At 60.4% G+C, this 25,822-nt stretch carries 19 protein-coding genes and 1 tRNA gene; 13 read left to right on the top strand and 7 right to left on the bottom strand.

All coding sequences use genetic code 11. The features are described 5' to 3' along the window. Positions 1–563 precede the first annotated feature (563 nt). Positions 564–3,158 carry an Rne/Rng family ribonuclease gene (locus ACN0SO_RS17500; RefSeq protein ID WP_417680009.1) on the top strand — a complete coding sequence of 865 codons (2,595 nt, stop codon included), beginning with the start codon at positions 564–566 and terminating at the stop codon, positions 3,156–3,158. Positions 3,159–3,257: 99 nt separating this feature from the next. Here the strand turns inward: ACN0SO_RS17500 and ACN0SO_RS17495 are convergent, their stop codons facing one another. After that, positions 3,258–4,364: a pyridoxal phosphate-dependent aminotransferase gene (locus ACN0SO_RS17495; RefSeq protein ID WP_417680067.1), complete on the bottom strand. Its 1,107-nt coding sequence runs from the start codon at positions 4,362–4,364 to the stop codon at positions 3,258–3,260. A 337-nt stretch (positions 4,365–4,701) separates the two neighbouring features. On the opposite strand from ACN0SO_RS17495, the gene ACN0SO_RS17490 reads away from it, so the two are divergent. From ACN0SO_RS17490 to ACN0SO_RS17460, 7 genes are all read left to right on the top strand, one after another. Further along, positions 4,702–6,045 (top strand): M48 family metalloprotease, encoded by a 1,344-nt coding sequence (locus tag ACN0SO_RS17490; protein ID WP_417680008.1) that lies wholly within the window; start codon positions 4,702–4,704, stop codon positions 6,043–6,045. Between the two features lie 76 nt (positions 6,046–6,121). After that, complete coding sequence (locus tag ACN0SO_RS17485) at positions 6,122–6,922, top strand: DsbA family protein (protein WP_417680007.1); 801 nt, start codon at positions 6,122–6,124, stop codon at positions 6,920–6,922. 224 nt (positions 6,923–7,146) lie between these two features. After that, positions 7,147–7,614, top strand: coding sequence for an acetyl-CoA carboxylase biotin carboxyl carrier protein (gene accB, locus ACN0SO_RS17480; protein WP_417680006.1), 468 nt, complete (start codon positions 7,147–7,149; stop codon positions 7,612–7,614). 13 nt (positions 7,615–7,627) lie between these two features. Next, positions 7,628–8,974, top strand: a complete 1,347-nt coding sequence (gene accC / locus ACN0SO_RS17475) for an acetyl-CoA carboxylase biotin carboxylase subunit (protein WP_417680005.1) — start codon at positions 7,628–7,630, stop codon at positions 8,972–8,974. Between the two features lie 36 nt (positions 8,975–9,010). Continuing rightward, positions 9,011–9,697 carry a leucyl/phenylalanyl-tRNA--protein transferase gene (aat, locus tag ACN0SO_RS17470; protein ID WP_417680004.1) on the top strand — a complete coding sequence of 229 codons (687 nt, stop codon included), beginning with the start codon at positions 9,011–9,013 and terminating at the stop codon, positions 9,695–9,697. A 238-nt stretch (positions 9,698–9,935) separates the two neighbouring features. Then, positions 9,936–10,475, top strand: coding sequence for a TetR/AcrR family transcriptional regulator (locus tag ACN0SO_RS17465; protein WP_417680066.1), 540 nt, complete (start codon positions 9,936–9,938; stop codon positions 10,473–10,475). Positions 10,476–10,534: 59 nt separating this feature from the next. Continuing rightward, on the top strand, positions 10,535–11,344 hold the full coding sequence (locus ACN0SO_RS17460) for a DUF6920 family protein (RefSeq protein WP_417680003.1): 810 nt from the start codon (positions 10,535–10,537) through the stop codon (positions 11,342–11,344). Between the two features lie 62 nt (positions 11,345–11,406). Here the strand turns inward: ACN0SO_RS17460 and ACN0SO_RS17455 are convergent, their stop codons facing one another. The 5 genes from ACN0SO_RS17455 to ACN0SO_RS17435 form a co-directional block, all read right to left on the bottom strand. Next, complete coding sequence (locus tag ACN0SO_RS17455) at positions 11,407–11,934, bottom strand: DUF2155 domain-containing protein (RefSeq protein WP_417680065.1); 528 nt, start codon at positions 11,932–11,934, stop codon at positions 11,407–11,409. A 165-nt stretch (positions 11,935–12,099) separates the two neighbouring features. Further along, positions 12,100–14,955 carry a valine--tRNA ligase gene (locus ACN0SO_RS17450; protein WP_417680002.1) on the bottom strand — a complete coding sequence of 952 codons (2,856 nt, stop codon included), beginning with the start codon at positions 14,953–14,955 and terminating at the stop codon, positions 12,100–12,102. Between the two features lie 177 nt (positions 14,956–15,132). Further along, the gene (locus ACN0SO_RS17445) at positions 15,133–15,906 is read right to left on the bottom strand and encodes a PopZ family protein (protein WP_417680001.1); all 774 of its coding nucleotides are present in this window, start codon (positions 15,904–15,906) and stop codon (positions 15,133–15,135) included. Positions 15,907–16,180: 274 nt separating this feature from the next. Continuing rightward, complete coding sequence (locus ACN0SO_RS17440; protein ID WP_417680000.1) at positions 16,181–17,491, bottom strand: TolC family outer membrane protein; 1,311 nt, start codon at positions 17,489–17,491, stop codon at positions 16,181–16,183. 593 nt (positions 17,492–18,084) lie between these two features. After that, positions 18,085–18,747 carry a protein-L-isoaspartate O-methyltransferase family protein gene (locus ACN0SO_RS17435; protein ID WP_417679999.1) on the bottom strand — a complete coding sequence of 221 codons (663 nt, stop codon included), beginning with the start codon at positions 18,745–18,747 and terminating at the stop codon, positions 18,085–18,087. Between the two features lie 269 nt (positions 18,748–19,016). Between ACN0SO_RS17435 and ACN0SO_RS17430 the strand changes: the two genes are divergently transcribed. From ACN0SO_RS17430 to ACN0SO_RS17410, 5 genes are all read left to right on the top strand, one after another. Beyond that, positions 19,017–19,090, top strand: a tRNA-Cys gene (locus ACN0SO_RS17430). Between the two features lie 223 nt (positions 19,091–19,313). Next, complete coding sequence (gene cobD / locus ACN0SO_RS17425) at positions 19,314–20,315, top strand: threonine-phosphate decarboxylase CobD (protein WP_417679998.1); 1,002 nt, start codon at positions 19,314–19,316, stop codon at positions 20,313–20,315. A 9-nt stretch (positions 20,316–20,324) separates the two neighbouring features. Beyond that, positions 20,325–21,323 (top strand): adenosylcobinamide-phosphate synthase CbiB, encoded by a 999-nt coding sequence (gene cbiB, locus ACN0SO_RS17420; RefSeq protein ID WP_417679997.1) that lies wholly within the window; start codon positions 20,325–20,327, stop codon positions 21,321–21,323. A gap of 13 nt (positions 21,324–21,336) precedes the next feature. Continuing rightward, entirely contained in the window at positions 21,337–21,951 is a 615-nt protein-coding gene (locus ACN0SO_RS17415; RefSeq protein WP_417679996.1) for a DUF938 domain-containing protein, read from the top strand. 48 nt (positions 21,952–21,999) lie between these two features. Further along, a complete protein-coding gene (locus ACN0SO_RS17410; RefSeq protein WP_417679995.1) occupies positions 22,000–22,527 on the top strand; it encodes a hypothetical protein in 528 nt (175 codons plus the stop codon). Here ACN0SO_RS17410 and ACN0SO_RS17405 read toward each other — a convergent pair. After that, the gene (locus ACN0SO_RS17405) at positions 22,458–25,535 is read right to left on the bottom strand and encodes an autotransporter outer membrane beta-barrel domain-containing protein (RefSeq protein WP_417679994.1); all 3,078 of its coding nucleotides are present in this window, start codon (positions 25,533–25,535) and stop codon (positions 22,458–22,460) included. The two genes, ACN0SO_RS17410 and ACN0SO_RS17405, sit on opposite strands and share 70 nt — an antisense overlap. Between the last annotated feature and the right edge of the window lie 287 nt (positions 25,536–25,822).

Below are 25,822 nucleotides of genomic sequence, written 5' to 3'. Positions count from 1 at the left end.
CATGCGCTTTACATTGCTTGCAAAGGCGCGTTGCGGATCGTAAAAGTACCTTACGGATTTCGGTCTGCCACCGATACCATCCTCGATGACGGATCATCTGGTCTATCCACATGTCATCGTGATTTCGGAGCGCAATTGGGTCACTTTTGAGGCCATAGGCCCAATTAGCACCAGCTCCCGGTCACACAGGAGGAGGCACGGACAGCAGACCCGGCATCGTCTCACCTTCCCAAGGCAAAATGTCAAGCCACCGGGAATGTGAACGGCCAATCCGCATGGCGGGATGCGGTTTCAGCGAACATGTTCCTGTGATTCGCGCCCCAGAGAATGACAAACGACTTTAACAACGGGCATGCGTTGCCCCGAAGGATCACGCGCGATGAACATGACGATCAACATGCCAGCAGGCCACGCTTCGGCGGCCGCTTGTATTGATCGCCCGACCGCGCCAAACGCATTGTCCGTATCTCAGCACATCATAAACAATACGGCAGTCCACCACGCTTCGGGCGTTGCGCCCTGTTACGGCGAACGACGCAGGGCTGCCGTGGAGACAAACATCAATGGCAAACAAGATGCTGATCGACGCGGCGCACCCGGAAGAGACCCGGGTCGTCGTCGTACGCGGCAATCGGGTTGAAGAATTCGACTTCGAAGCAGCTAACAGAAAACAATTACGCGGGAACATTTATCTAGCAAAAGTCACGAGAGTAGAGCCTTCCCTCCAGGCGGCATTCGTCGAATACGGTGGGAATAGGCACGGCTTCCTCGCTTTCAGCGAAATTCATCCCGACTACTATCAGATCCCGGTCGCCGACCGTCAGGCTCTTCTCGATGCCGAAAACCCGGCTGACGACAAGGACGACCTGGGTGACGAGGACGAAGCTCCCGCCCGCAAGCCCAGACGCGGCAGACGCTCGAAAGCCGCGGCCAGCCGGAAGGACGACACCGTCGCTTCTGAAGCTGTCGACACGGACGATTCCGAAGACACAGCAGAGGCAACAGCGAAAGATCCGAACGCAGAAGCCGACGCCGATGCGAACCCCGTCGAAGCCTCCCAAGGCATAACGGATGAGGCCTCGGACGAAGACGAAGCAGAGGCAAAGGCATCCGACAACGACGAGGACGACGAAGGCGAAAGCGACGAACATGTCGAATCCGTCGGTGCCGAAGATGCCCTCGAAGAACTGCCCGTGCGCCGCCCGCCGCCGCGCCGCCAGTACAAGATCCAGGAAGTCATCAAACGTCGCCAGGTCATTCTGGTGCAGGTGGTCAAGGAAGAGCGCGGCAACAAGGGCGCTGCTCTGACGACCTATCTGTCTCTCGCCGGCCGTTACTCGGTGCTGATGCCGAACACCGGTCGCGGCGGCGGCATTTCCCGCAAGATCACCCAGCCGGCCGACCGCAAGCGTCTGAAGAAGATCGCATCCGAACTGGATGTGCCGGAAGGCATGGGCGTTATCCTGCGCACAGCAGGCGCCAGCCGCACCAAGGCCGAAATCAAACGCGATTTCGAGTACCTGATGCGTCTATGGGAAAACGTGCGTGAGCTGACGCTGAAATCCAGTGCGCCAAGCCTCGTTTACGAGGAAGGCAGCCTGATCAAGCGTTCGATCCGGGATCTCTACAACAAGGACATCAATGAAGTTCTTGTCGCCGGGGACGAAGGCTACCGTGAGGCCAAGGACTTCATGCGCATGCTCATGCCGAGCCATGCCAAGAACGTCCAGCCTTACCGCGATCCGTCGCCGATCTTCATCCGCAACGGTGTTGAACCGCAACTCGACGCGATGTTCTCGCCCCAGGTGACGCTGAAATCCGGCGGCTACATCGTTATCAACCAGACGGAAGCCCTCGTCTCCATCGATGTGAACTCGGGCAAATCGACCCGCGAGCACAATATCGAGGACACGGCCCTGCAGACCAACCTGGAGGCGGCCGAAGAGGTCACCCGCCAGTTGCGCCTGCGCGATCTTGCCGGCCTCGTCGTGATCGACTTCATCGACATGGAAGAGAACAAGAACAACCGGACCGTCGAACGGCGTTTGAAGGATTGCCTGAAAAACGATCGGGCGCGCATCCAGGTCGGGCGCATTTCCCATTTCGGCCTTCTGGAGATGTCGCGCCAGCGTATCCGGACAGGCGTCCTGGAAAGTTCCACAACCCCCTGCCCGCACTGCTCGGGAACGGGGATGATCCGATCGGTGGAATCGGTCGCCCTGCATGTCCTGCGTTCGCTGGAAGACAACCTCCTGAAGGGTGCGACCCATAATCTGGTCATCCGGACCACGACACCGGTCGCCCTCTACATCCTCAATCAGAAACGGGCGAACCTGTCCGATCTCGAAGCCCGTTTCGGCGTCTGGATCGAAGTTCAGGCCGACGACATGGTCAACGGCCAGCACTATGTGCTCGATCGTGCCGACCCGATCGACCGGGATCGCCAGCCGCAGGTCGTTCCGATTGTCCAACCGGATACGATCATTCCGGAAGAGGAAGAAGAAGAAGACCTGAACGAAACGCCGGAACGCTCCGAGGACGACGGCGATCGGGATCGCCGCCGCAAGCGCCGGCGCAAACGCCGCAGGGGTGGTGCTGACAATTCTTCCGACGGTGCAGACGCCCGTGCCCCCCGCGGGGACGATGGCGAAGACGGCGAAAACGGTGATGAGGAAACCGACCGGGCCGACGGCCAGGAAGGCGAGGACGGCACGTCCGATGACGAACCGCGCCGCAAGCGCCGCCGTGGACGTCGAGGTGGACGCCGGGGACGACGTAACGGCGAAAACGGGGACGAATCCCAGGAAGCCGAAGCGGCGACCGAGGACGGAACCGAAGCCCCCGAAAACGGCGAAGCCCAGGAACAGGCGAAACCGGATGACGAACGCTCTGAAGCAGAGTCCGAACCGGTAGAAGCTGTGGCCGATGTTGAAGCAGTTGCCGACGCGGACGCCAAGGATGAGGTTTCCGAAGCAGTCGAAGAGCCGGCGGCCGCACCGGCCGAAGAGGACAACGGTGAAACGCCGGTCCAAGCTCCGGCTCCGGCAGCTGAACAGGCCGAACCTGTGGTGACCAGCGAAACGGCAACCGCCGGAGACGACGATGCTGAAAAGAAGCCGAAACGCGGCGGATGGTGGCAGCGGCGGTCTTTCTTCTGACCGTCCCTGAAATCAGGAAAATATACGACAAACAAGAAAAGCGGCCGTGTGGCCGCTTTTTTTGTCCGCGCTAAAAAGCGTTCGCGATCGCAGCTTTCGTCAGCCCAGCCAGTCCTTCAGGTGAACCAAGGCCAGTTCCATTTCCTCATACGCACCGGCGAAGGAAAAGCGCGTAAATTCGCCGCCGTGAACCGGATCGAAATCCAGCCCGGGCGTCGCCGCCACCCCCGCTTCATGAAGCATGGTCTTCGTGAACTCGAGCGAATTCGGCGAAAAGGCGCTTGTGTCGGCATAGATGTAGAAGGCGCCGTCAACCGGAAGCAGCTTGTTAAAGCCTATCTCCGGCAGGCCTTTCAAAAGCAATTTGCGGTTTCTGGCATAGCCGGCCTTCACGGCCTCCAGCTCCTCGCGGCATTCAAGAGCCGCCGTGGCGGCAATCTGGGAAAGCTCGGGTGGCGAGATATAGAGACTTTGCGCCAGCCTTTCGACGGGGCGCAGCAGGATTTCGGGAAGGATCATCCAGCCGATCCGCCAACCCGTCATGCAGAAGTACTTTGAAAAGCTGTTGATGATGATGACCTGGTCGGAATAGGCCAGAGCGGTTTCCTGCCGCCCTTCGTAGACGAGACCGTGGTAGATCTCGTCCGAGATGAACCAGATCCCCTCTTCCCCGCAGTATCTGACCAGTTCCTCCAGCTTCTCCGGAGTCATCATGGTCCCGGTCGGGTTGGCAGGGCTTGCCACAAGGACGCCTTTGACGGGACCATCGGCCTGTGCTTTCGCGATCAGCTCGGGCGTCAGGCTCCAGCGGGTTTCCGGACCGACCTCAATTTCCACCGGAACCAGCCCGAGGGCACGGATGATCCCCCTGTAGGCCGGGTACCCCGGTGCAGTCAGGACGATCCGGTCCCCCGGATCGAAAGCGGCAAGAAAGGCGAGATTGAAACCGGCCGATGAGCCGGTGGTCACCAGGAACCGATCCTTGTCGACCTCCAGTCCATAGGTCTCAAGATAATGCCGGGAGAGATTTTCGCGCAGCGGAATCACCCCCGCTGTCTCGGTATAGCCGATCAATTTCTCGTCGAGTGCCCGCTTGGCAGCGTTACGGGCTTTTTCGGGCGCGGGATCCCCGGGTTGCCCGACTTCCATGTGGACGATCTTTCTGCCTTGATCTTCCAACCGGGCTGCTTCGATCAACACTTCCATCGCCAAAAAAGGGGCAATATTACTTCGCTTCGATACCTGGCCAGGCAGAAAGGCCATTCACACCTCCATTGCATTGCACAAAAAACACATAGGTCTTTTAGCATCTGTCTTGCCGAAATGTATACGCGCGCTCCGACTTGACCTTGTATAATGGCCTCCCATACTCACATACGGATCCAGAAACCCGAATCCGCGAAGAAGGGAGAGCCTTTTGAAAGGCCGACCGGAAATGCTTGTGCCATCAGCAGAACGCAGCGGGGAACCGATTTGCGTTTATGAAAACAGACGCTTCCACCGACGCGGACAAACGGTCGGTAGCAGGGTCATCAAGGCGACCATGGCCCTTGCGGTGGCGTTTCCTTTCCTCTCGGCCCCTGCCCAGGCACAAGGCAGAAAACTTCCGCTGGTGCGCGATGCGGAGACGGAAGAGCTCCTGCGGGACTACGCATTGCCGATCTTCAAGGTCGCCGGCATCGCAGGCTCGAAGCCGGACATCATTCTTGTGAATGACAAAAGCTATAACGCTTTCGTTCCCGATTCCGGACGCATGTTCATCAATGTCGGCGTCGTGATGGAATCGGAAACGCCGAATGAGGTCATCGGCGTCATCGCCCACGAATCCGGCCATATAGCCGGTCGCCATCTGGTACAGCTGCGCAGTGCGGCCGCGAATGCCGCCATCATGTCCGTGATCGGGATGCTCCTGGGCGCAGGCGCAATCGCAGCCGGCGCGAGTTCCGGACAAGGGGGGATTTCGCAGGGCGGCATGGCCGCCGCCGCCGGCGGTGCCGCGGTCGGGCAACGCTCTTTTCTCTCCTACCGGCGCGGTCAGGAAGCCGCAGCCGACAAGGCAGCCTTGCGATACCTCAATGCCACCGGACAAAGCGCGAAGGGAATGTTGACGACCTTCAGGCGCTTCGCCGACGAACAGATGTTCTCCGCCAAATTTGTCGATCCGTACGCAGTCAGCCACCCTATGGCCAGGGATCGCTTTCGTTCGATGGAGACGGCGGCCGAGCAGAGCCCCTATTTCAACAAGAAGGATCCGGCGTCCCTTCAGTTCCGGCATGATATGGTCAAAGCGAAACTGTTCGCCTTCACCAGCCACCCAAATGCGGTCGCACGCGCTTATCCCCGCTCCGACACCAGCCTCCCCGCCCAATACGCCAGGGCCATCGCCGCCATGAAAACCCGGCGTCGGGATGCCGTCAGGGATGTCGATTCTCTGATCCGGCAACTTCCCAACAATCCGTATCTTTATGAGTTCAAGGGACAGATTCTGCTGGAGGGCGGCGATCCCCGGGCGGCCGTTGCACCGTTCCGCAAGGCCGTTTCGCTCCGACCGAACGAAGGGCTGCTCCTGATCTGGCTCGGCTATGCCCTCGTCGGTTCCAACGACCCTTCGGCGCTCCCGGAGGCTGAACGCATTCTGCGCAAAGGGATCCAGCAAGACCCGAATTCGCGGATCGGCTTCAGCCAGCTCGCCATTGCTCAGGCCCGGCAGGGCAAACAGGCGGACGCCGACCTTTCAACCGCGAAAGGGCTGATGGTCGCCGGCGATTTCGAGGCCGCGAAACGATATGCCGCCCGTGCTCAAAAGAATTTGAAGCGCGGAACGCCTGCATGGCTTCAAGCTGATGATATTGTGTCCTACAAACCGCCGAACCTCGGGAAACGCTGATCCACTTCTGAACGGCCCGATGCAGAGCACCAAACGTCTAGACAGCCGTGGAGACAAACGGCTTTAGGAGAACAAGATGCCCATTCAATCACGCGCAGTCAGCGCCCCATCTGCCGCCATTCGGCTGACCGTGCTGGCCCTGAGTGCGCTGCTGGCACTGTCCGCTGTCCTGTTCGGCGTCCGCAATGCGGCAGCCGAAGACATGGACCGCGGCGAGATCGAAAAGATCGTCCGCGAATACCTGGTCCAGAACCCGGAAGTGATTGCCGAAGCCCTGACGGAACTCGACCGTCGTCAAAAGGCGGCCGAGGAAGCGGCAAGAAAAAGCGCCTTGAACGACTCCGCCGATATCCTGTTCAATTCCGCGCGACAGGTCGTCCTCGGAAATCCGAAGGGATCTGTCACCCTGGTCGAATTCTTCGACTACAATTGCGGGTACTGCAAGCGCGCCCACGCGGATATGGTACAGCTCCTGGACGAGGAGCCTGAACTGCGCATGGTGCTGAAGGAATTTCCCGTTCTTGGAGAAGGCTCGGTTGAAGCCGCCAAGGTCGCCGTCGCGGTCAACACGCTCGCTCCGGAAAAATACGCGGACTTCCATCAGGCATTGCTCATGACCCGGGGTCGGGCGAACAAGGACAGCGCCCTCAAGGCGGCAGCAGATATCGGACTGTCTGCGGAGGAGATCGCCAATGTCATGTCCACAGACGAAACCGACCGGACGATTGAGGAATCCTACACTCTTGCCAACCGCCTGGGACTGACCGGAACGCCATCCTATGTAATTGGAAATGAAGTCATTCCCGGCGCCGTCGGCTATGCTCAACTGAAAGCGAAAGTCGATGCCTTGAAGAGCTGTGGCGAAACGACCTGCTGATTGTTGTTTCTCGATAAGGTCAGGCCCAATCAGGGCTTTTCCTTATCCTGTTGACTCCTTATAAGGTGCATGGAATTGGTCCGGCTGAAATGATGCCGGACCATCTAGTTTTTGCGCTGATGTTCCAGACACGATGGCGCACTCAATGAAGGCAGCATCGGTTTGCGGAACGAGACACCGAAACGATGCGCCCCAAACGACCCGAACCAGGAAAGTCCTGAGAAATGTCACAAGACAAGAAGAAATCTGAAACGGACCTGATCCGCGACCTTGCACTCCTTCTCGATGAGACCAACCTGTCCGAGATCGAACTGGAAAAGGCCGATTTCCGTATTCGGGTCGCCCGCCAGTTGCACATCGATGCACCGGTGACAATGGCCGCGCCCGCGGTTGCTCCGGCTCCCGCCGCCGCGCCCGCAGCCGCATCGGTTGCACCCGCCGCCGATGCCGGACCGCATCCGGGTACGATAACCTCTCCAATGGTCGGCACCGCCTATCTGGCGCCGGAACCGGGTGCCAAGAATTACGTCGAAGTCGGCGACAAGGTGTCCGAAGGCCAGACGATCTTGATCATCGAGGCCATGAAAACCATGAACCACATTCCGGCAACCAAGTCCGGGACCGTCAAGCAGGTCCTCGTGGAAGACGCCCAGCCGGTCGAATTCGGCGAACCTCTCATCATCGTCGAATAGGGGCGCATCCGCGATGTTCTCCAAGATCCTCATTGCCAATCGCGGCGAAATTGCCCTGCGTATCCTGCGTGCCTGCAAGGAACTCGGCATCTCTACCGTGGCCGTCCACTCCACAGCGGATGCGAACGCCATGCATGTGCGTCTTGCTGACGAAAGCGTGTGCATCGGCCCTCCGGCTGCCCGCGACAGCTATCTCAACATTCCGCAGCTTCTGGCCGCCTGTGAAATCACGGGCGCCGATGCGGTGCATCCGGGCTACGGCTTTCTGTCCGAGAACGCCCGCTTCGCGGAGATTCTCGAAGCGCACAACATCGTCTTCATCGGCCCGACCTCCGAACACATCCGTATCATGGGCGACAAGATCCAGGCCAAGCAAACCGCCAGGGATCTGGGTATCCCGGTGGTGCCCGGGTCGGACGGAGCGGTCACGCCTGCCGACGATGCCCATGCGATCGCACGCGAGATCGGTTATCCGGTTCTTGTGAAGGCTGCGGCCGGCGGCGGCGGCCGCGGCATGAAGGTCGCCGCCACCGAGGCCGATCTGGATTCGGCGCTGTCCACGGCAAGGGCGGAAGCCAAGGCCGCCTTCGGCGACGATGCGCTATATATGGAAAAATACCTCGGCCAGCCGCGCCACATCGAAATCCAGGTGCTGGGTGACGGCCAGGGCAATGCCATCCATCTGGGCGAACGCGACTGCTCCTTGCAGCGCCGGCACCAGAAGGTTCTGGAAGAAGCGCCCTCCCCCTGCCTCAACACCGAACAGCGCAACAAGATCGGCGAAATCGTCGCCAATGCCATGCGCAAACTGAAGTACCGGGGCGTCGGCACGGTCGAGTTCCTCTATGAAAACGGCGAGTTCTACTTCATCGAAATGAACACCCGTTTGCAGGTGGAACATCCGGTCACGGAAATGATCACCGGCATCGATCTGGTCAACGAACAGATCCGAATTGCCGCGGGTGGCAGCCTCGACATGACCCAGGACGACATCAAGTTCGTGGGCCATGCCATCGAATGTCGTATCAACGCCGAAGACCCGCGCACCTTCGCGCCCTCTCCCGGCATGATCACCTATTACCATCCGCCGGGCGGCCTCGGCGTGCGCGTCGATTCCGGCGTCTATCAGGGTTACAAGATCCCGCCCTATTACGACAGCCTGATCGGCAAACTGATCGTCCATGGCCGCAACCGGGTGGAATGCATGATGCGCCTACGCCGCTGCCTCGACGAATTCGTGGTTGACGAGGTGAAGTCCACCCTTCCGCTGTTCCGCGATTTGGTGGACAATCAGGACATCGCGAACGGTCAGTACGACATTCACTGGCTGGAAAAATATCTGGCCGGGAAAACCGACTGACCCTCCGGGACTTTGTCCTTGAAGGAAGTGCCTTGAATGGCGGGTCACAGCGACGACATCGTTATGGAAATCACGCCGCAGGTGCTGTTGAAAGCCTATGCCTGCGGCCTCTTTCCCATGGCCGAATCGGCGGAGGATGCCGGCCTGTTCTGGCTCGAGCCGGAACGCCGCGGCGTTCTTCCGCTCGACAGTTTTCACCTGCCGCGCAGGCTCCGGCGCACGATCCGCTCCGACATCTTCGAGATCCGCATCAGCACCGATTTCCAGGCAGTGATCGACGCCTGCGCAGCCCCGATGCCGGGCCGGCGAAAAACCTGGATAAACCGGGAGATCCGCCGTCTCTACGGCGAACTCTTCGACATGGGGTACTGCCATACGGTGGAGGCCTGGCAGGACGGAAAGCTGGTCGGAGGCCTCTATGGGGTCGCGCTCAACGGAGCCTTCTTCGGCGAAAGCATGTTCACCCGGTCGACCGATGCCTCCAAAGTGTGCCTGGCCCATCTGGTCGCACGGATGGTCGTCGGCGGTTACAGCCTGCTCGACACCCAGTTCGTGACCGATCACCTGAGCAAGTTCGGCGCGATCGAAGTCCCTCAGGCGGAATATAACCGCCTCTTGAACGAAGCCCTTCAGCTGGAGGGTGATTTCCTGACCTTCCCGACCAATGCAACCGGCGCGGACGTGCTGGATGTCCTGGAAAAGTGGCATCGGGAAGATCGCTAACCCGCCCCGCAAGTTTACGATCCGAAAAATCTGACAAGGCGAGCATCCTGTTCAAAGGATGCACGCCTTGACATTTTAATTAATGACGTTAATTTAACATTATTAATTTTAACCTGCTTGCCAGGTAAACAGCCACAAGCAACCGCTCACTGCTTTCCCTAGCTCGAGAGGCAATCAATTGGCCCGCCCACGCAAGCAAGATGCAATTGACATTCCCGCCAAAGCCATTCGTACGGCAGTGGAACTCATGCGCCGAAAAGGCGGAACGAACTTCTCCCTCGCCGAGCTTGCCAAGGAAATCGGCTGCAGCGCGCCTGCGCTCTACAACCATTTCACCAGCAAGGACGACCTTCTGCTTCAGGTGCGCGAGACGGCCTATCGGGAGAGCCTTGCCCAAAAGAAGCAGCGTTATGGCAGGTCCGATGGCGACCCGCTGGCGCGCCTTCGAGACGGCGGGATCGCCTATCTCGACTTTGCCCGCGACAATCCCGCTCTTTACCGGCTCCTCTACTGCCCGCCCGCCGACTTGGTGCCGCCTGGAACGGAGGATGTCATCCCGGTGGACGCCCTGAGCGCACTCACGAACGGCGTCAGCGCATGCCAGGCAAAAGGCTATGCCAAAGGGCTCGATGCGGAAGCTCTCGCTTTCACCTTGTGGTCGGCGGCTCATGGTTCGGCCTTGCTCGCCCTGGATCAAGCCGTACGAAACCAAAAGGACCCTTGGGAAAACGCCAGGCGGTCCATTCAGGTTCTCATCGATTTCATTCGAAATGTCTGAAAGGAAAGACCATGTCCTTCTTGAAAACGAGCGCTCTTGTCCTGGCTGCGGGCGGTGTATTGGCAGCCGGCTATTTGGGCTACCTGAATTATGAGACCCGTTCGAAAATACGCGCCTTCGAACAGCAGGTCATCGCGTCCGCCAGCGAGTCGAAACCTGGCAAGACCAATGAACAGACCCCTCTTCTGACCGGTTTACCCGAACCTGTCCGCGCCTATTTTCACTATGTGCTGCCGAACGGGATTCCGGAAGGCTTCAAGTGGGTGGAAGTGGAGCAGGAAGGCGACTTTCGCCGACCCCATACTGGGGATTTCAACCCGACCACGGCTCGGCAAGTTTTGGCGACCACTCTTCCAAATATCGCCTTTTCGGCAGACACTCCGGTCTTCGGAGCAGCATGGGCGACGGTCAACGACACCTACATCAACGGTCATATGGATATGCAGGCCAAGCTGCTTACGGCCATTCCGATCATGCGTGAGACCGGAAACGACACCCTAAACAGGATCTCCCTGCGCCGCTGGCTTTTGGAATCCTCACTCAATCCGGTGGCCCTTCTTCCCGGCGGGATCGTCGCCTGGGAGCCGATTGACGACTATCACGCCCGTGCATGGGCCAGGGCTGAAGGATACGAAACAAGCCTCGTCGCAACCTTCGATGACAGCGGCGCCCTGGTCAGTTTTCATGCGGAAGAAGACGGTGACCTCACCACGCCTTACCACGGCTCGGGCGAGCACGTAACAAGGGGCGACTACAGTCTGATCGACGGTGTCCGGGTTCCGATGACCTTTGAAATATCACGCATGGCACAAGGCAAGCGCTATCCCTTTTGGCGTGGCCGAATTACAAGCATCGCGTTCGGGAAATAGGTCGAACCCTCCCGCGGCCGTTCCACGAAACCTGTCTACCATTTGGGAACATCCTGAAAAAGTCATTCCTGGAACGGCTTTTTCCTTGGCACTCCGGGACCGGCGTCGACACCGTCGTCGGGACCGGCGAGCGGATCCTGGCCCTCTTCCGCACCCGCCTGGATCGGCGGACCGGAATAATCGGCCGGCGGCGGTACGGTGGAGGCAAGCTTGCACCCCGTCAGCCAGACGTCATAGACGGGATGTTCCACCGCATTGAGCCCCGGGCTGTCGGCAAACATCCAGCCGGAAAAGATCCGCCGAACCTCGTTGTTCAGCGTGATTTCGTCCACCTGGACGAAGGCCGTCGTCAGCGGGCTTTCTGTCGCCGGCCTTGTGTGGCAAACCCTGGGCGTCACCTGCAAGGCGCCGAACTGCACCGTCTCACCGATATAGACGTCGAAGGAAATGATGCGCCCGGTGATCTTGTCGAGGCCTGAAAAGACGGCAACCGGATTTTCGATCTTCTCTGCAAGGGCAGCCGAGCCTGTCGAGGCGGCCATCGCCAGGGAAAGTCCCACGAGGGCCAGATATCCGGAGAACTTCTTCATCTTCGTCCCTGATTGCCGCCTGATCCCAAATTGCCACGTCATGTCGCCGTCCGATTCCCATCGTAAGCGTTAAAACGACGAGGGCTCTAACATCGGAATAAGGCCCGGAAAAGACAAGCGTCCTTACCGGGCCTTTCCAAAGCAAATCGCGGAAGGTTGCCTGGATCAGCCGATTTCGGCCAGTCGCGTCAGAGCGACTTGAACCTTTTCCAATCGCTCCGCGAACTCCGCCATTTTCTCCCGTTCGCCGTCAACGACCTCTTCCGGCGCCTTTTCTACGAATTTCGGATTGCCGAGCTTCTTTTCGATCCGCGAAATCTCTCCACGGAGCTTGTCGGCTTCCTTGCCAAGGCGGCCACGCTCCGCGTCCAGATCGATAACACCGGCCAGCGGCAGGCAAACGGTCGCTTCCCCGACGATGATCTGCGCGGCCCCGGCGGGCGCCGTATCGGCAAGCGCAACGCTTTCCGCACGCGCAAGGCGCAGGATCGCGGCTTCGTGGGAGGCGATCCGGGCTTTCGTTTCCTCGCCCGCGCCGACGATCACCACAGGCACCTTTGCGCCTGCCGGAACGTTCATTTCCGCACGCACGGACCGGATCTCGGAGATCAGCCCGACCAGCCAGTTGATTTCACCGGCGGCCGCCTCGTCTTCCAGGGTAGCGCTCGGCCAGTTTGCCTGCATCAGCAGGCCCTCGGCCTTCACACCGGTCTCACCAAGGCGTTCCCACAGCTCCTCCGTCAGGAACGGCATGAACGGATGCAGCACCTTCAGGACCTCGTCCAGAGCCCAGGCCGCGGTTGCCCGCGTTTCCGCCTTGGCGGCCTCGTCCTCTCCATTGAACACCGGCTTGGCCAGTTCCAGGAACCAGTCGCAATAGGTGTTCCAGACGAAACGGTAGACGGCGCCGGCCGCCTCGTTGAAGCGATAGCCCACCAGAGCGTCGGTCACTTCGGAGATGCAGCGGCCGACTTCGGTCGCGATCCAGCGGTTGAGCGTCAGCCTGGCCGATGCCGGATCGAACCCCTCGATACGGGCACACCCGTTCATTTCGGCAAAGCGTGCGGCGTTCCAGAGCTTGGTCGCGAAGTTGCGGTAACCGGCGACACGGCTGGTCGCCAGCTTGATATCCCGCCCCTGGGCTGCCATCGCCGCAAGCGTGAAGCGCAGCGCATCGGCGCCGTATTCCTCGATCAGCGCCAGCGGATCGATGACGTTGCCTTTGGACTTCGACATCTTCTGCCCTTTCTCGTCACGGACGAGGGCATGGATGTAGACGTCCTTGAAGGGCTCTTCCTTCATGAAATGCAGCGAGAACATCATCATCCGGGCAACCCAGAAGAAGATGATGTCGAAACCGGTGATCAGGACCGAGGTCGGGAAATACTTTTGAAGTTCCGGCGTCTGATCCGGCCAGCCGAGGGTGGAAAACGGCCAAAGCGCGGACGAGAACCAGGTGTCGAGAACGTCCTCGTCCCGGGTCAGTGTCACCGCCTTGCCGTAATGCGCCTCGGCCAGTTCCGCGGCTTCAGCCTCGTCATGGGCAACGAAAACCTCCCCGTCCGGGCCATACCAGGCCGGGATCTGATGGCCCCACCAGAGCTGGCGCGAAATACACCAGGGCTCGATGTTCTCCATCCAGTCGAAATAGGTCTTCTCCCAGTTCTTGGGCACGAACCGGGTGCGATCCTCGCGAACGCTGGCGATCGCGGGCTCGGCCAAGGTCTTGGCGTCCGCGAACCACTGGTCGGTCAGCATCGGCTCGATGACCACATGGCTGCGATCACCGAAGGGCTGCATGATCTTCTTGTTCTCGACGAACGGAACGTCGTTGCCGTCCTCGTCCTTGACGGTCACTGCCAGTCCGTCGGCGTTGATCGCCGCGACGATCCGCTCGCGCGCCACGTAGCGGTCGAGACCGCGGTATTCGTCCGGCACCAGGTTGATGGCGTCGACTTCGGCCGCATCCGGCAACGTGCCGCTCTCGACGATGGCCTTGGCCTGGTTCGCACATTCTGCATAGGCCGGACCATCGGCGCGCATAGAGGCGGTCGTGTCCATCAGGCGATAGAGCGGAATGTTGTTGCGGCGGGCCACCTGATAGTCGTTGAAGTCGTGCGCGCCCGTGATTTTCACCGCGCCGGAGCCGAAATCCGGATCCGGATAGTCGTCGACAATGATCGGGATCTTCCGCCGGTGTTCCTTAGGCCCGACCGGGATCTCGCACAGCTTGCCGACGATCGGCTTGTAGCGCTCATCGGACGGGTGAACGGCAACCGCGCCGTCGCCAAGCATCGTTTCCGGCCGGGTCGTGGCGATGGAAATGTAGTCGCGCATTTCGCGCAGGGTCACGTTCCCGTCTTCGTCCTTCTCGACGTATTCATAGGTCTCGCCGTCGGCCAACGGATACTTGAAATGCCACATATGGCCGTCGACTTCCTTGTTCTCCACTTCGAGATCGGAAATCGCGGTTTCGAATTTCGGGTCCCAGTTGACCAGCCGCTTGCCGCGGTAAATCAGGCCGTCCCGGTAAAGCTGGACAAAAACCTTCAGAACCGCCTCCGACAGGCCCTCGTCCATGGTGAACCGTTCCCGGCTCCAGTCACAGGACGCACCGAGGCGCTTCAGTTGGTTGAAGATCATGCCGCCGGATTCTTCCTTCCAGGACCAGACCCGTTCGATGAACGCTTCCCGGCCCATTTCGCGGCGGCCGGGCTCCTGGCGCTCCATGAGCTGGCGCTCGACCACCATCTGGGTGGCTATACCGGCATGATCCATGCCCGGCTGCCAGAGAACGTCCTTGCCGCGCATGCGCTCGAACCGGACCAGAATGTCTTGCAGCGTGTTGTTCAGTGCATGGCCCATATGCAGCGAGCCGGTCACATTGGGCGGCGGAATTACGATCGTGTAGGACGGGGCTCCATCCTTGGCTCCCGCACCGGCCTTGAAGGCTCCGGCCTTTTCCCAGGTTTCGTAGATCCGCGGCTCAACGCTTGCCGCATCATAGGTCTTGTCAAGCATATGGGGTACTCATATGGATCATTCGGGACTTTTTTTGGAACGGACCGTGTAAATCGGAACAGACCGGGCAAGTCAACAGGCCAAATCGGCCAAACGGCGGAATTAGAGCGGGAAGCGTAAATCCAACGAAAAACGCCGCCCTCCAAGGCGGCGCTTGCTTCGTCATCCGATCGCGCGTCAGCGCCGCCTGGTTACCCGCTGGATTTCCTTCTGCACCATTTCCTGCACCATTCCAGGCAGGTTCTGGTCGAGCCAGGCCTTCAGCATCGGGCGCAGCATTTCGCGCACCAGCTCCTCGATCGTCTGCGCATTTCCGCCAACGAACATGTGGGACAGGTTGTCGAATGCGGCATGAACCGCTTCGCCGGTCTGGTCGGAGGTCAGCGGACCGTCCTTTTCCACGTCCGGCAGATCGAAGTCGGGAATGGAAGCCGTCTTCATTTCGGCTTTTGAGGACTGAAGCGCGGCGGCGATACCTTCGATGTCCGGTTCGTCGTCATCGTCGTCATCGCCGTCGGGTTGCTCGACGAAAGCAATGTCATTGTCGACGAGCGAATCTGCCATCGGATCGACGACGGCAATATCGCTCTCGTCCACGGCAAGTTCTTCTGTCAGTTCCAGGACGTCGTCTTCTTCCGATTCTTCGACATCGGCTTCCGCTTCGGCCATTGCCGCAGCCATATCGTCCAAATCGTCTTCGGCGGTTATATCGGTCGCCTCGTCCCCGCCATCGTCCATGTCGAAAAGCTTGTCCAGGTCGTCCTGGGACATTTCAGACCCGTCGCCCATATCGTCAGCCGCCTCGATTTCTACGGGGTTGTCTTCCAGGTTCGATGCCTGCGGCGCGTCGTTGGAGTCGTTGCCGGGCTCTTCTTCATCCGAGATGATGCGGCGGATCGATGCGAGGATTTCCTCCATCGACGGCTCTGCAGCCTGACTCGCCTTTGCCATGAATACCCCCAGATACAAATCGGCAACCACCCGAATCGCCCAGAGAATATCTGAACGATTCATTAACCGAAATTATAGAAGGCTAATAGGCTCAGCGAAAAGGAACAGTCCGTAAACTGACCGCCTTATCCCCTTTTTTGGTTCATTCCATGCGCAATTCTGCCACGTACGGCGGCTGAATTGGAGCCTTTCCACCGGCGTTGGTTAGGAAATGCTTGCAGGCAATGCCTAAAATCGGCCGCCCGGTCAGGAACCGGCGCGGCCTTGTTCTGGCTTAGCGGCCGTCCGGCGTCCGCAGACCGAACCATTTGTCGCGAACAGCCTTGTAGTGCTCCTGCGGCCGATACTGGGCGACATTCAGTCCCAGAGTGACAGCGTCGAGCTTTCCGACCGCCGAAACCAGCTGATAGCCGCCGACAATCCGGTTTCGCTGCGCGGTCACCAGTCCCACACGCTGGTTGACCAGCTCCCGCTGGGCATCCAGAACGTCCAGGGTCGTCCTCTGTCCGACGCGCTGCTCCTCGATCACACCCTCCAGCGCAAGTTGCTGGGCTTCGACCGCCGCCTTGGCGGCCTTGATCGATGCACTGGCCGCCTGATAGTTGCCCCAGGCTGAAATCACATTAGCCCGGATCTGGTCGCGCACGACGTCCAGCTGCAAGCGGGCCTGTCCCAGTTCTTCCTTCGCCTGGCGGACCCGCGAAGAAACGCCGCCCCCCTGATAGAGCGGGATACTCACCGATCCAAAGATCGCGGCCGAATTGGACTGAGACACCGTAGCCGATGGCCGCCAGTTCCTCGCGACACTGCCGTTCAGGGATACCGTCGGCAGGAGTTCGCCCTCGATCGCCTTGGTGTTGAAAATGGCTGCATCGACCAGATGCTGCGACTGCCGGATCAGTGGCTGGGACGTTTCGCTGGCCTGCAGCGCGGCCTCGATCGAACCGGGGACCAGAGCATTGATGGTGGTGTTGGCCGAAAGATTCTTGGCTTCGATCCCGACAACCTGCCGGTAGACCGCCCGGCTTGTGTTCAAGTTCGCCATGGCCGTGTTCAGGTTCGCCTGGGCTTCCGCCTGGCGCGCCACGGCCTGGGACACATCGGTCCGGGTTCCTTCCCCGACGTCGAAGCGGTCCTTCGCGGCGCGAACCTGCTCGTTCAGAAACTGCAGGTCACTGCGCTGCAGCGATACCAGCGCCGTGTCGCGGATGACATCGACATAAGCCTGTGCGGCAGAAAGCAGAACGTCCTGTTCCGTCGAACTCAGGCTTTCGCGTTGCGCCCTGACGATCGCTTCCGCCTGACGGGTGGAATTGACGGTCCGGAATCCCCGGAACAGAGCCTGGCTAACGGAAAGCGAAATGCTCGCGTTGTTGCGATAAGATTCGACACCAACCGCACTTGCGCGGGTCCATCCGGCGTCAGCCGACAGGGTTGCAGTCGGCCGCCAGCCGGATAGTGCCTGAGGCACGTTCTCATCAACACCGCGCAATTGAGCGCGCGCTGCATTAAGGGTCGGATTGTTGGAATAGGCAAAGGCCAGAGCCTCTTCGATCGTTTCGGCCATCGCGGCCGAAACCCCCATGCCAGACAACATTGTCCCCGAGACCAATGCCACCGCGAGACCAAACGCTGCGGACTTTTTGATTGAACGCAATACCACCTGTTGCTCCCTGCGCGGATACGACACCCTGTTCAGGCTGAGGACTCATATTCGGAGCGACTTCCGGCAAGCGGATCATCCGATGGTGTGCACTACCGCGTTAGAACCGTGAAACGGCAATCCCGACGCATTTCGACACGCGATCGACCTGATCGATCCATCATGCCGCACACCGAACGCACAAAATGCCTCGCGTATCCCAATCTCCAGACAACGGCTTGCGTTATCGGAACTCGGACGACGCCAGGAATTTGCCTACCGGCACCGGACGGCCTCAGAATATGAGTCCTCAGCCTGTTCTTTTGGTAAACTGCCCGGTGCAAGTTCGCAACTGCGTGAACAGGCCAAAGGCTTCTCAAAGGCGGCTGGCAGGCGATTAAAATCACCACTGAGGCCAATGGGCAACAGATGCGGGACTTACAATCCACCCTTCCCGCAAGCACTTAGCCACGGCTCCTCGGGCCGGACCGGACGCATTCCCGGCCGAAGCGCTCCAAAGAGACGTTGCGACAACCTCAGAAGACGAATTCAGGAGTCTTTTCGAAGCCGGGCAGGACGGCGGCCGACGCATTGAAGGCGAACCGACTGCTGATTGCATCGCCGGAGGAACGATAGAGCCGTGCGGCCGCAGCCCCGCCCCTGCCTTCGATCACGACCAGGCGACCGCCGGTTTTCAATTGATTCAGCAGGCCTTCGGGCAGCTGATCGACGGCCCCGTCCACCACGATCACGTCGTAAGGCCCTTCGGAGGCGTAGCCCGCGGCAAGAACGCCTTCCACGACAGCCGCGTTTTCGATACCGAGTTCCACGAGGGTTTCGCCCGCGGCACTTGCCAGATCGCTATCTTCCTCGACGGCCACCACCGATGCCGCCAGTTTGGACAGGACGGCCGCGCTGTAGCCGGACCCGGTTCCGATCACCAGAACCACATCATCGGGCCGGACTTCGGCCAGCTGGACCAGCTTGCCGAACACATGCGGTTTCATCAGGTAACGGCCGAATCCTTCCGAAACCATCGGCAGGTCTTCGTCGATATAGGCAATCGCACGCTTGGAAGCCGGCAGGAAGCGTTCCCGAGGCACTTCCTCCATTGCATCCAGAATGCGATGATCCGTGACATCGTTGGTACGCAGCTGGTTGTCGACCATACGCCTGCGGGACTGTTCAAAGTCAGTCATATCGACCCTCATCTAGATTGCCGGCCTCTCTCCTTTGGTTCATTAACGATCCGGAACCGGGCTGACAAGCATCTGTTGGCATCAATGCACGGCAAGAGGCGCGCCACATGCTCCCGTGCGGTGACTAAAATCCGGACTGTGCGGCCCGACAGCCCGCATGCCTCCGTTCAGGAACGACAATGCAACTGTGCCGACCCTTCAGCATTTTGGATAAACCCCGAACACCGGCTTGACACGAGGCGCCAAGTGATTGATACAGCGCGTCTCACGGCCTCTTGGCGGAGTGGTGACGCAGCGGATTGCAAATCCGTGTACGCCGGTTCGATTCCGGCAGAGGCCTCCAATTCCCTTTTTCGAAAAATTCGTTTTCAGAATCTCCGGTTACACCGCCTCATAGCCTGTTGCTTCCGGCTACTTTTCCCCGAATCTGAAACGGCCGACACCCGGCGTTCGGAGAAGATTGCTCCGCATCCAGACAAATCCATGCCGCCGGTGCACCTGTACTTCGTCCCGACAAATCGTCTAGATAGCGCAACGCCTTAACACGGACCTGAAGAGACGGACAGATGCAACACGGCGGCGATCTGGCGCTTGCAATCGACCGCTACGGCGGAACCGAAGACGACTGGCTCGACCTTTCGACCGGTATCAATCCCCATGCCTATCCGGTAGCGGAGACCATTGCCGCCGACGTCTGGCAACGGCTACCGGGGCAAAATGCGCTCGACCGGCTGCTCGGCGCTGCCCGCAAGGCCTATGCCTGCCCGGAGCATATCGGACTGGTCGCGGCACCTGGCACCCAGGCACTGATTGCCCTGATGCCGGACCTTTTTCCCGAAGGCGATGCCGCCATTGTCGCCCCGACCTATTCCAGCCATGCGGCCGCCTGGGCCCGCTCCGGACGAAAGCCGCTCGAGGTCGGCTATGTGGAAGCGATCTCGGACACCACGCGCTATGCCGTCGTCGTCAATCCGAACAATCCGGACGGCCGGCTGACCTCAAGGGCGAGCCTACAGGCTGCCGCAGGCACCCTTGCCGCACGCGACGGATTTCTTATCATCGACGAGGCCTTCGCCGACGTTGTTCCCGGCGCCAGCATTCTGCCGTCGATCGGGGACGAGAACATCCTGGTCCTGCGATCCTTCGGAAAATTCTTCGGACTGGCAGGTCTGCGACTCGGCTTTCTTGCCGGTCCGCGACGGATAACGCAGAAGCTGTCGGAAAGGCTCGACAGCTGGGCCGTCAGTGGCCCGGCCCTGGAAATCGGGCGCAAAGCTCTCTGCGACGCCGGCTGGCAGGAGGCCATGCGCCGCCGCCTTGCCGATGAAATGGCCGACTTGACCCTGCTGTTGTCCGAACAGGGGCTCAGCGTCTTCGGCGGCACACCGCTTTTCGCGCTCGCCGGTACGAGAAACGCGGCCGCCCTTCACGAAGCCCTGGCCCGCCGCCGGATCTGGACGCGGGTCTTCGACTACGCGCCGACCTGGATGCGTATCGGGTTGCCCGGATCGCAGGAGAACCTTCAACGCCTCCGACAGGCGCTTGCCGACGCGGCCAAAGACCTCTAATCGGGAAAAATGCTGCTATTTCCCGATGCGCTTTTTCTCCTGTTCGCCGCACTCCTCGTCGATGCCCTGATCGGCGATCCGGATTTCCTGTGGCGCCGCTGGCCCCACCCTGTCGTTCTGATCGGCAGGCTGATCGGTTTTCTGGATGCGTCTCTCAACAGGGAGAGTTTCTCGCCCGAGCGGAGAAAGCTCTTTGGCGTGATCTGCCTCCTTATCCTGATCGCAGCGGGTTTCGCCGCCGGATACGCCATCGACTACGGCGCACGGCTGTTGCCCTTTGGCCAAGTTCTGACAGTTTTGGTGTCCGCCGTCTTCCTCGCCCAGAAAAGCCTCTACCAGCACATCGCCGCCGTCCGCGACGGATTGCTGAAAGACGGCCTTGCCGGCGGACGCAAGGCGGTGGCGATGATCGTCGGCCGCAATCCGCAGACCCTCAATGAGGCAGGCGTCTCACGGGCGACCATCGAATCCTGCGCGGAAAATTTTTCCGACGGCATCGTCGCCCCGGCCTTCTGGTTCGCCGTTCTGGGCCTGCCCGGCCTGATCGCCTACAAGGCGGTGAACACGGCAGACAGCATGATCGGACACAAGACGAAACGGCATGGCGCCTTCGGCTGGGCCTCTGCGCGCTTCGACGACCTAGTCAATCTGCCGGCCTCCCGCCTTTCGGGACTGCTGATCGCCCTCGCAGCCCCGCTCGCCGGCGGATCGCCGAAGACCGCGCTGAGAACGATCCGTATGGACGCCCGCAAGCACCGCTCCCCCAACGCCGGCTGGCCGGAAGCGGCCATGGCAGGCGCCCTGAATATTGCCCTGGCCGGGCCCAGATCCTACCCAGGCTATACGGTCGAAGACCCCTTCCTGAACGCCGATGGACGCAAGTCCGCGACCGTTCTGGATATATCCCGTGCACTAAACTTGCTGAAAGGGTCTTGCTTATTGCTTGCATTATTTGTTCTGGTATTGGCGGCCGCCATCGCAGCACTGAATGGTACGGCTGTGTTTTGACCTGAGAAAAATGATGCTTCCCTTTTCCGCAGCAGCTGAAAACAACAAACGCCCGATCCTCGAAAAACTCCGCGACGCCTTCAAGGACGCAACCCGCGTCCTTGAAATCGCCAGCGGCACCGGCCAGCACGCCGTCTTTTTCGCCGAACACCTGCCCCATCTGGACTGGCGGCCGAGTGACGTGGCCGAACATCTCCCCGCCATCGATCAGCGCATCGTCGAGGCCGATATGAACCTCGACAATCTGCTGGCACCGATCGAGCTGGATATCTCCGACCTGCCCTGGCCGGTCTCCGCTTTCGACTATGAAGATGCCTATGACGGCATTTTCTCCGCCAACTCGCTGCACATCGTTTCCTGGCCCCTGGTGGAGGACTTCTTCGAAGGTGTCGGCGAGACCCTGGCCATGGGTGGCGTGCTGTGCATCTACGGTCCGTTCAAATACGGCGGCAAGTTCACCACGCCGAGCAACGAAGCCTTCGACAAAACGCTGAAGGCCCGCGATCCCGAAAGCGGCATCCGCGATTTCGAAGCGGTCAACGACCTGGCGCAAAAGTTCGGCCTGACATTGCAGGCCGACCACGCCATGCCGGCAAACAACCAGCTTCTGGTGTGGAAGCGGGGCTAGCATCTGAACGTTTCAGATAAAGACGAAAATGTCGGCGTCGGCAGCAAGATGTGCCAAGGTCGGGAATGGCATGGAAAACTGAAGCCCGGCGGCCGGGTCCCGGCGGTCGTCCCGGATCTGGACGGAAGCCAGGACCGGCGCGCCCGGCCCTGCACCTGCCAAAGCCTGCTCGAAGAATACGACGAAGGTATCTCGACTCCGCCACACAGGCACTTAGAAGCCTACGATCAGCTACGCCGCAATGACTTTGATGTCGGTAAGCTGGTGGCGAAGAATTTTTCCATCCACCTGCATTATTACAATCCCGGCAGCATGAAACACATTCTGGGAAAGGTCGTCGAGCAATTTGGTTTCTCGAAATGTGAAATTATAAGCGCCGGCAATCACAAGGATTTCCATTTCATCCTGGAGAAACAGCAGCGGTCCCCTCCCTCTGCGCCGGGAGGCTCCTCGTTTAATGTCACCTCGGCGATGGGGCGTGTCTGGAGCGACACGCCCCATCTTGGTCAGAAACGTGCCGAGAACCTGGCATTGAAGCCGTGGTCCCGGGAGGTGGCACCAATTTCGCCCTGGTAGGCGAGAGAGACATTGGTGCCTTCGACGAGACCGAGCCTGAACCCGGCCTCGATGAGCGCGCTGTCGCGGTCGAGCGGAGTGCCGGAGACCGCGAACGCATCGCCGGTGGCAAAGCGCATGGTGGAGGCCGCGTCGAGATCGCCAAAGGCGTGGCGCCAGGCAAGCGAGCCGGTGACCGACGCATTGAACGGGCCGACCTCGGCGAGAGGCCGCTCGGCGCGCAGACCCAGTGAGGTGACACCGAGAGTTCGGGAGGCGGATGAGACGGTGAGTGCCGCCGCGCCGCCGGTCTCGGAAAAGCCGTCGCTGTGCTGGTGGATGAGCGCTGCGCCCGCGAAGGGCTCCAGGCGGGCGAGCCGGGTCTCGAGCGTATAGCCGGCTTCGCCGAAGGCCTGGGCCGTGGAGGCCGTGTAGTCGGCACGCAGGCTGTTGCTGAGCGTGCCTGCGCTCACATTGCGCGTGGTGGTCACATCGTACCAGGCGTAGGTCGTGCCGAACCGAAGTCCGAGCGGGCCGAACTGGCGCCCCGCATAGGCGCCAAGGGTATAGCTGTCCGCATGGCCCGAAGAGGCGCGGGCATCGACATCGAAGCGGCTGTTTCCGTATCCGGCCATGAGACCCGCGCGCCAACCGCCGAAGGTCTGCGTATCGGCCCCGACGAAAAAGCCGCCGCTGGTGTGGTCCATGGTGGCTGCGTTGCGGTTGCCATCGATCTGGCCCCAACTGCCATAGGCTTGGCCCCAGGCTACAGGCCCGCCCGGACTGCCCGGTGCTTCGCCGGCGCCGTGAAAGGCAATCATCGGCATTTCGGCTGCGGCAATCCCGTCGAAGGCGCTGCGGATACGGGCGCCGATGGCATTGCGGCCGAAGCGGCTTTCCTGGATCAGAAGCGTATCGGTGGAGGCATGGATTTCTCCGGACAGGTTGTCGAAGGCAGCTCGGGCTCCGGCCTCGCTGAGCACGACGACCGCGCCGAGGACGGAATTGCCGGCCTCGAGGCTGCTGACGCCGTGTGCGGCCGCGCGCTGGTTTGCGGTCTCGGCCGGGGTGGCCAGGCCGGTGGCGTTGCGCGTCAGCGTCAGGGTGACGTTGTTGGCGTCATAGCCAAGCGCTGCGTCCAGGTAGGCGAAGTTTTCGCTGACGGAGCCGAAGGCGCCGGTAACGCCGCCGTCGGCCGTCAGGATCGTGTAGGTGGTGGAAGCCGCATAGGTGGAGCCGGTGTCCGTGCCGTTCTCCGCCGACACGGTGACGGTTGCACCGCTGTCGATAGTCGCGGTCCCGGCGGCGGCGAGCTTGTCGGACTTGCCGGCGCTGTCGACTTCGACTTCATAAGTCGATCCGGAACTGAAGATGACATTTCCCGAGACGTTCAACGTGCCGATGGAATTGCCCGGCGCAACGCTGGCACCGGAGTTGGCCGTCACGGAGCCGACCGTGCCCGAGCCGCCAAGCGTGCCGCCGTTCAACACTATATTCCCGGTGCTGCCGTTCACCGTCAGCAATCCTCCGGCGACCGTCGTGCCACCGGTGAAGGTGTTGGTCCCGGTCAGGGTGAGTGTGCCGGAGCCGAACTTGGTCATGCTTCCCGTGCCGGAGATGACACCGTTGAAGGTCATTGCATCGGAACGGTTGAAGGTGAGAGCAGCGTTGTTGACGATATCTCCCGCCAGGCTGCCGCTTGTGCCGCCGTCGCCGATCTGAAGTGTCCCTGCCGAAATCGTCGTGCCACCGGTGTGGCTGTTGGCCCCGGTCAGGATCAGGGTCCCTGTACCGGATTTGGTTACGCTTCCCGTGCCGGAGATGACACCGTTGAAGGTCATCGCATCGGAGCGGTTGAAGGCGAGGGCTGCGTTGTTGACGATATCGCCGGTCAGGCTGCCCGTGGTGCCGCCGTCGCCGATCTGAAGTGTCCCTGCCGAAATCGTCATGCCGCCGGTGTGGCTGTTGGTCCCGGTCAGGATCAGGGTCCCTGTACCGGACTTGGTTACGCTTCCCGTGCCGGAGATGACACCGTTGAAGGTCATCGTATCGGAGCGGTTGAAGGCGAGAGCTGCGTTGTTGACGATATCTCCGGTCAGGCTGCCCGTGGTGCCGCCGTCGCCGATCTGCAGCGTCCCTGACGAGATCGTCGTGCCACCTGAATAGGTGTTGGTGCCGGTGAACGTCAGCGTGCTGGCACCGGCCTTGGTGAGGTTGCCTGCTCCGGAGATCACGCCGGAAAGGGCTGCGTCGGCGCTGTTTGTGATCGTGGCGCTGGAGGCGAGCGCCACGGCATTGTCAATGGTGGTGACACCGGTGATCGTCAGATTGCCGCCATTGAATGTGAGCGTGCCGGCTGAAAGGTTGCCGTCGGCCGCGATCGACAGGGTGCCCGCGTCGATCCTCATCGTTCCGGAAGCTGTGTTCGTCCCACTCAGCGTCAGCGTGCCGCTGCCGGTCTTCACCAGGGTGTTCGTGCCATCATCCGTTACCGCGCCGCTGATGGCGACATTGTAGGCACCGGTGTCGATCGTGGCTGTGTCTTCAATTTCAAGATTGGATGAGTAAGTGCCAGCCGTAGCGAACCTGAGTGTACCACCGGAATTGATGTCAAACCTGGCGGTGGCCGTGGTCGTTCCAATGACCGCCGTGCCATTGGAAGTAACCTGAAGGGTCCCGACATCGGAAATATCGCCGTTGAAGGTGACTGTTCCCCCTTGCACGAGGGCGATGTCCGCGCCGCTCGTAAAGTTCAGGGCGGAGTTGAGTGTCAGGTCGTAGGAACTGTTGTTGAGCTGGAAATAAAGGTGGCTGGCCGCAGAGATGGTGTCGCCGCCAATGGTCAGCGATGTGGTGGTTCCGCCAAACTGAAGACTAACCGCAGATGCGTGCGTGAAGGTGAGCGGACCGCCAAGGTTGATCGTCGCTGCAGATCCCAGATTTTGAAAGACGAAGATCTGATAATCAGAGAGGTCCTGTGCAGCACCTCTGAGAGACCCGGCACTCGTATCGCCTGCTGTCGTGGTCACGTTGGTGCTGCCGGCGGCCAGAGCCCGGGTCGTTAGGGTTGGAGCCAGGACGAAACTGCCTGTGAGCGCCGTCGCCACAAACAACGCGGCGCGGCGGGTCTTCCGCACGCAAGGGTAAGGAATGATTGCGGGAAAGAGAAAACCTTGCGGGCGTAATACCTGTGACCGATGCATTTTATGCCTTAAGCGCTCAAGTTAATCGGCCTTGATTCCCGGCTTCGATGTCGAACGCTGCCGAGCCGGCATCCAAGCAACTGAAGCCTTGGGGTGCAGCTTAAGAATGAGAG

It is taken from the genome of Roseibium sp. (genome assembly GCF_048260565.1).
Lineage (GTDB): Bacteria > Pseudomonadota > Alphaproteobacteria > Rhizobiales > Stappiaceae > Roseibium.
This window is presented reverse-complemented; position numbering and strand designations above follow the sequence as displayed.

What these genes read in the sequence shown, in the direction of transcription:
- ACN0SO_RS17500 (WP_417680009.1), top strand. Translation starts at nt 564, where the DNA reads ATGGCAAACAAGATGCTGATCGACGCGGCGCACCCGGAAGAGACCCGG.
- ACN0SO_RS17495 (WP_417680067.1), bottom strand. Translation starts at nt 4,364, where the DNA reads ATGGAAGTGTTGATCGAAGCAGCCCGGTTGGAAGATCAAGGCAGAAAG.
- ACN0SO_RS17490 (WP_417680008.1), top strand. Translation starts at nt 4,702, where the DNA reads ATGGCCCTTGCGGTGGCGTTTCCTTTCCTCTCGGCCCCTGCCCAGGCA.
- ACN0SO_RS17485 (WP_417680007.1), top strand. Translation starts at nt 6,122, where the DNA reads ATGCCCATTCAATCACGCGCAGTCAGCGCCCCATCTGCCGCCATTCGG.
- accB (WP_417680006.1), top strand. Translation starts at nt 7,147, where the DNA reads ATGTCACAAGACAAGAAGAAATCTGAAACGGACCTGATCCGCGACCTT.
- accC (WP_417680005.1), top strand. Translation starts at nt 7,628, where the DNA reads ATGTTCTCCAAGATCCTCATTGCCAATCGCGGCGAAATTGCCCTGCGT.
- aat (WP_417680004.1), top strand. Translation starts at nt 9,011, where the DNA reads ATGGCGGGTCACAGCGACGACATCGTTATGGAAATCACGCCGCAGGTG.
- ACN0SO_RS17455 (WP_417680065.1), bottom strand. Translation starts at nt 11,934, where the DNA reads ATGAAGAAGTTCTCCGGATATCTGGCCCTCGTGGGACTTTCCCTGGCG.
- ACN0SO_RS17450 (WP_417680002.1), bottom strand. Translation starts at nt 14,955, where the DNA reads ATGCTTGACAAGACCTATGATGCGGCAAGCGTTGAGCCGCGGATCTAC.
- ACN0SO_RS17445 (WP_417680001.1), bottom strand. Translation starts at nt 15,906, where the DNA reads ATGGCAAAGGCGAGTCAGGCTGCAGAGCCGTCGATGGAGGAAATCCTC.
- ACN0SO_RS17440 (WP_417680000.1), bottom strand. Translation starts at nt 17,491, where the DNA reads ATGGGGGTTTCGGCCGCGATGGCCGAAACGATCGAAGAGGCTCTGGCC.
- ACN0SO_RS17435 (WP_417679999.1), bottom strand. Translation starts at nt 18,747, where the DNA reads ATGACTGACTTTGAACAGTCCCGCAGGCGTATGGTCGACAACCAGCTG.
- cobD (WP_417679998.1), top strand. Translation starts at nt 19,314, where the DNA reads ATGCAACACGGCGGCGATCTGGCGCTTGCAATCGACCGCTACGGCGGA.
- cbiB (WP_417679997.1), top strand. Translation starts at nt 20,325, where the DNA reads ATGCTGCTATTTCCCGATGCGCTTTTTCTCCTGTTCGCCGCACTCCTC.
- ACN0SO_RS17415 (WP_417679996.1), top strand. Translation starts at nt 21,337, where the DNA reads ATGCTTCCCTTTTCCGCAGCAGCTGAAAACAACAAACGCCCGATCCTC.
- ACN0SO_RS17410 (WP_417679995.1), top strand. Translation starts at nt 22,000, where the DNA reads ATGTGCCAAGGTCGGGAATGGCATGGAAAACTGAAGCCCGGCGGCCGG.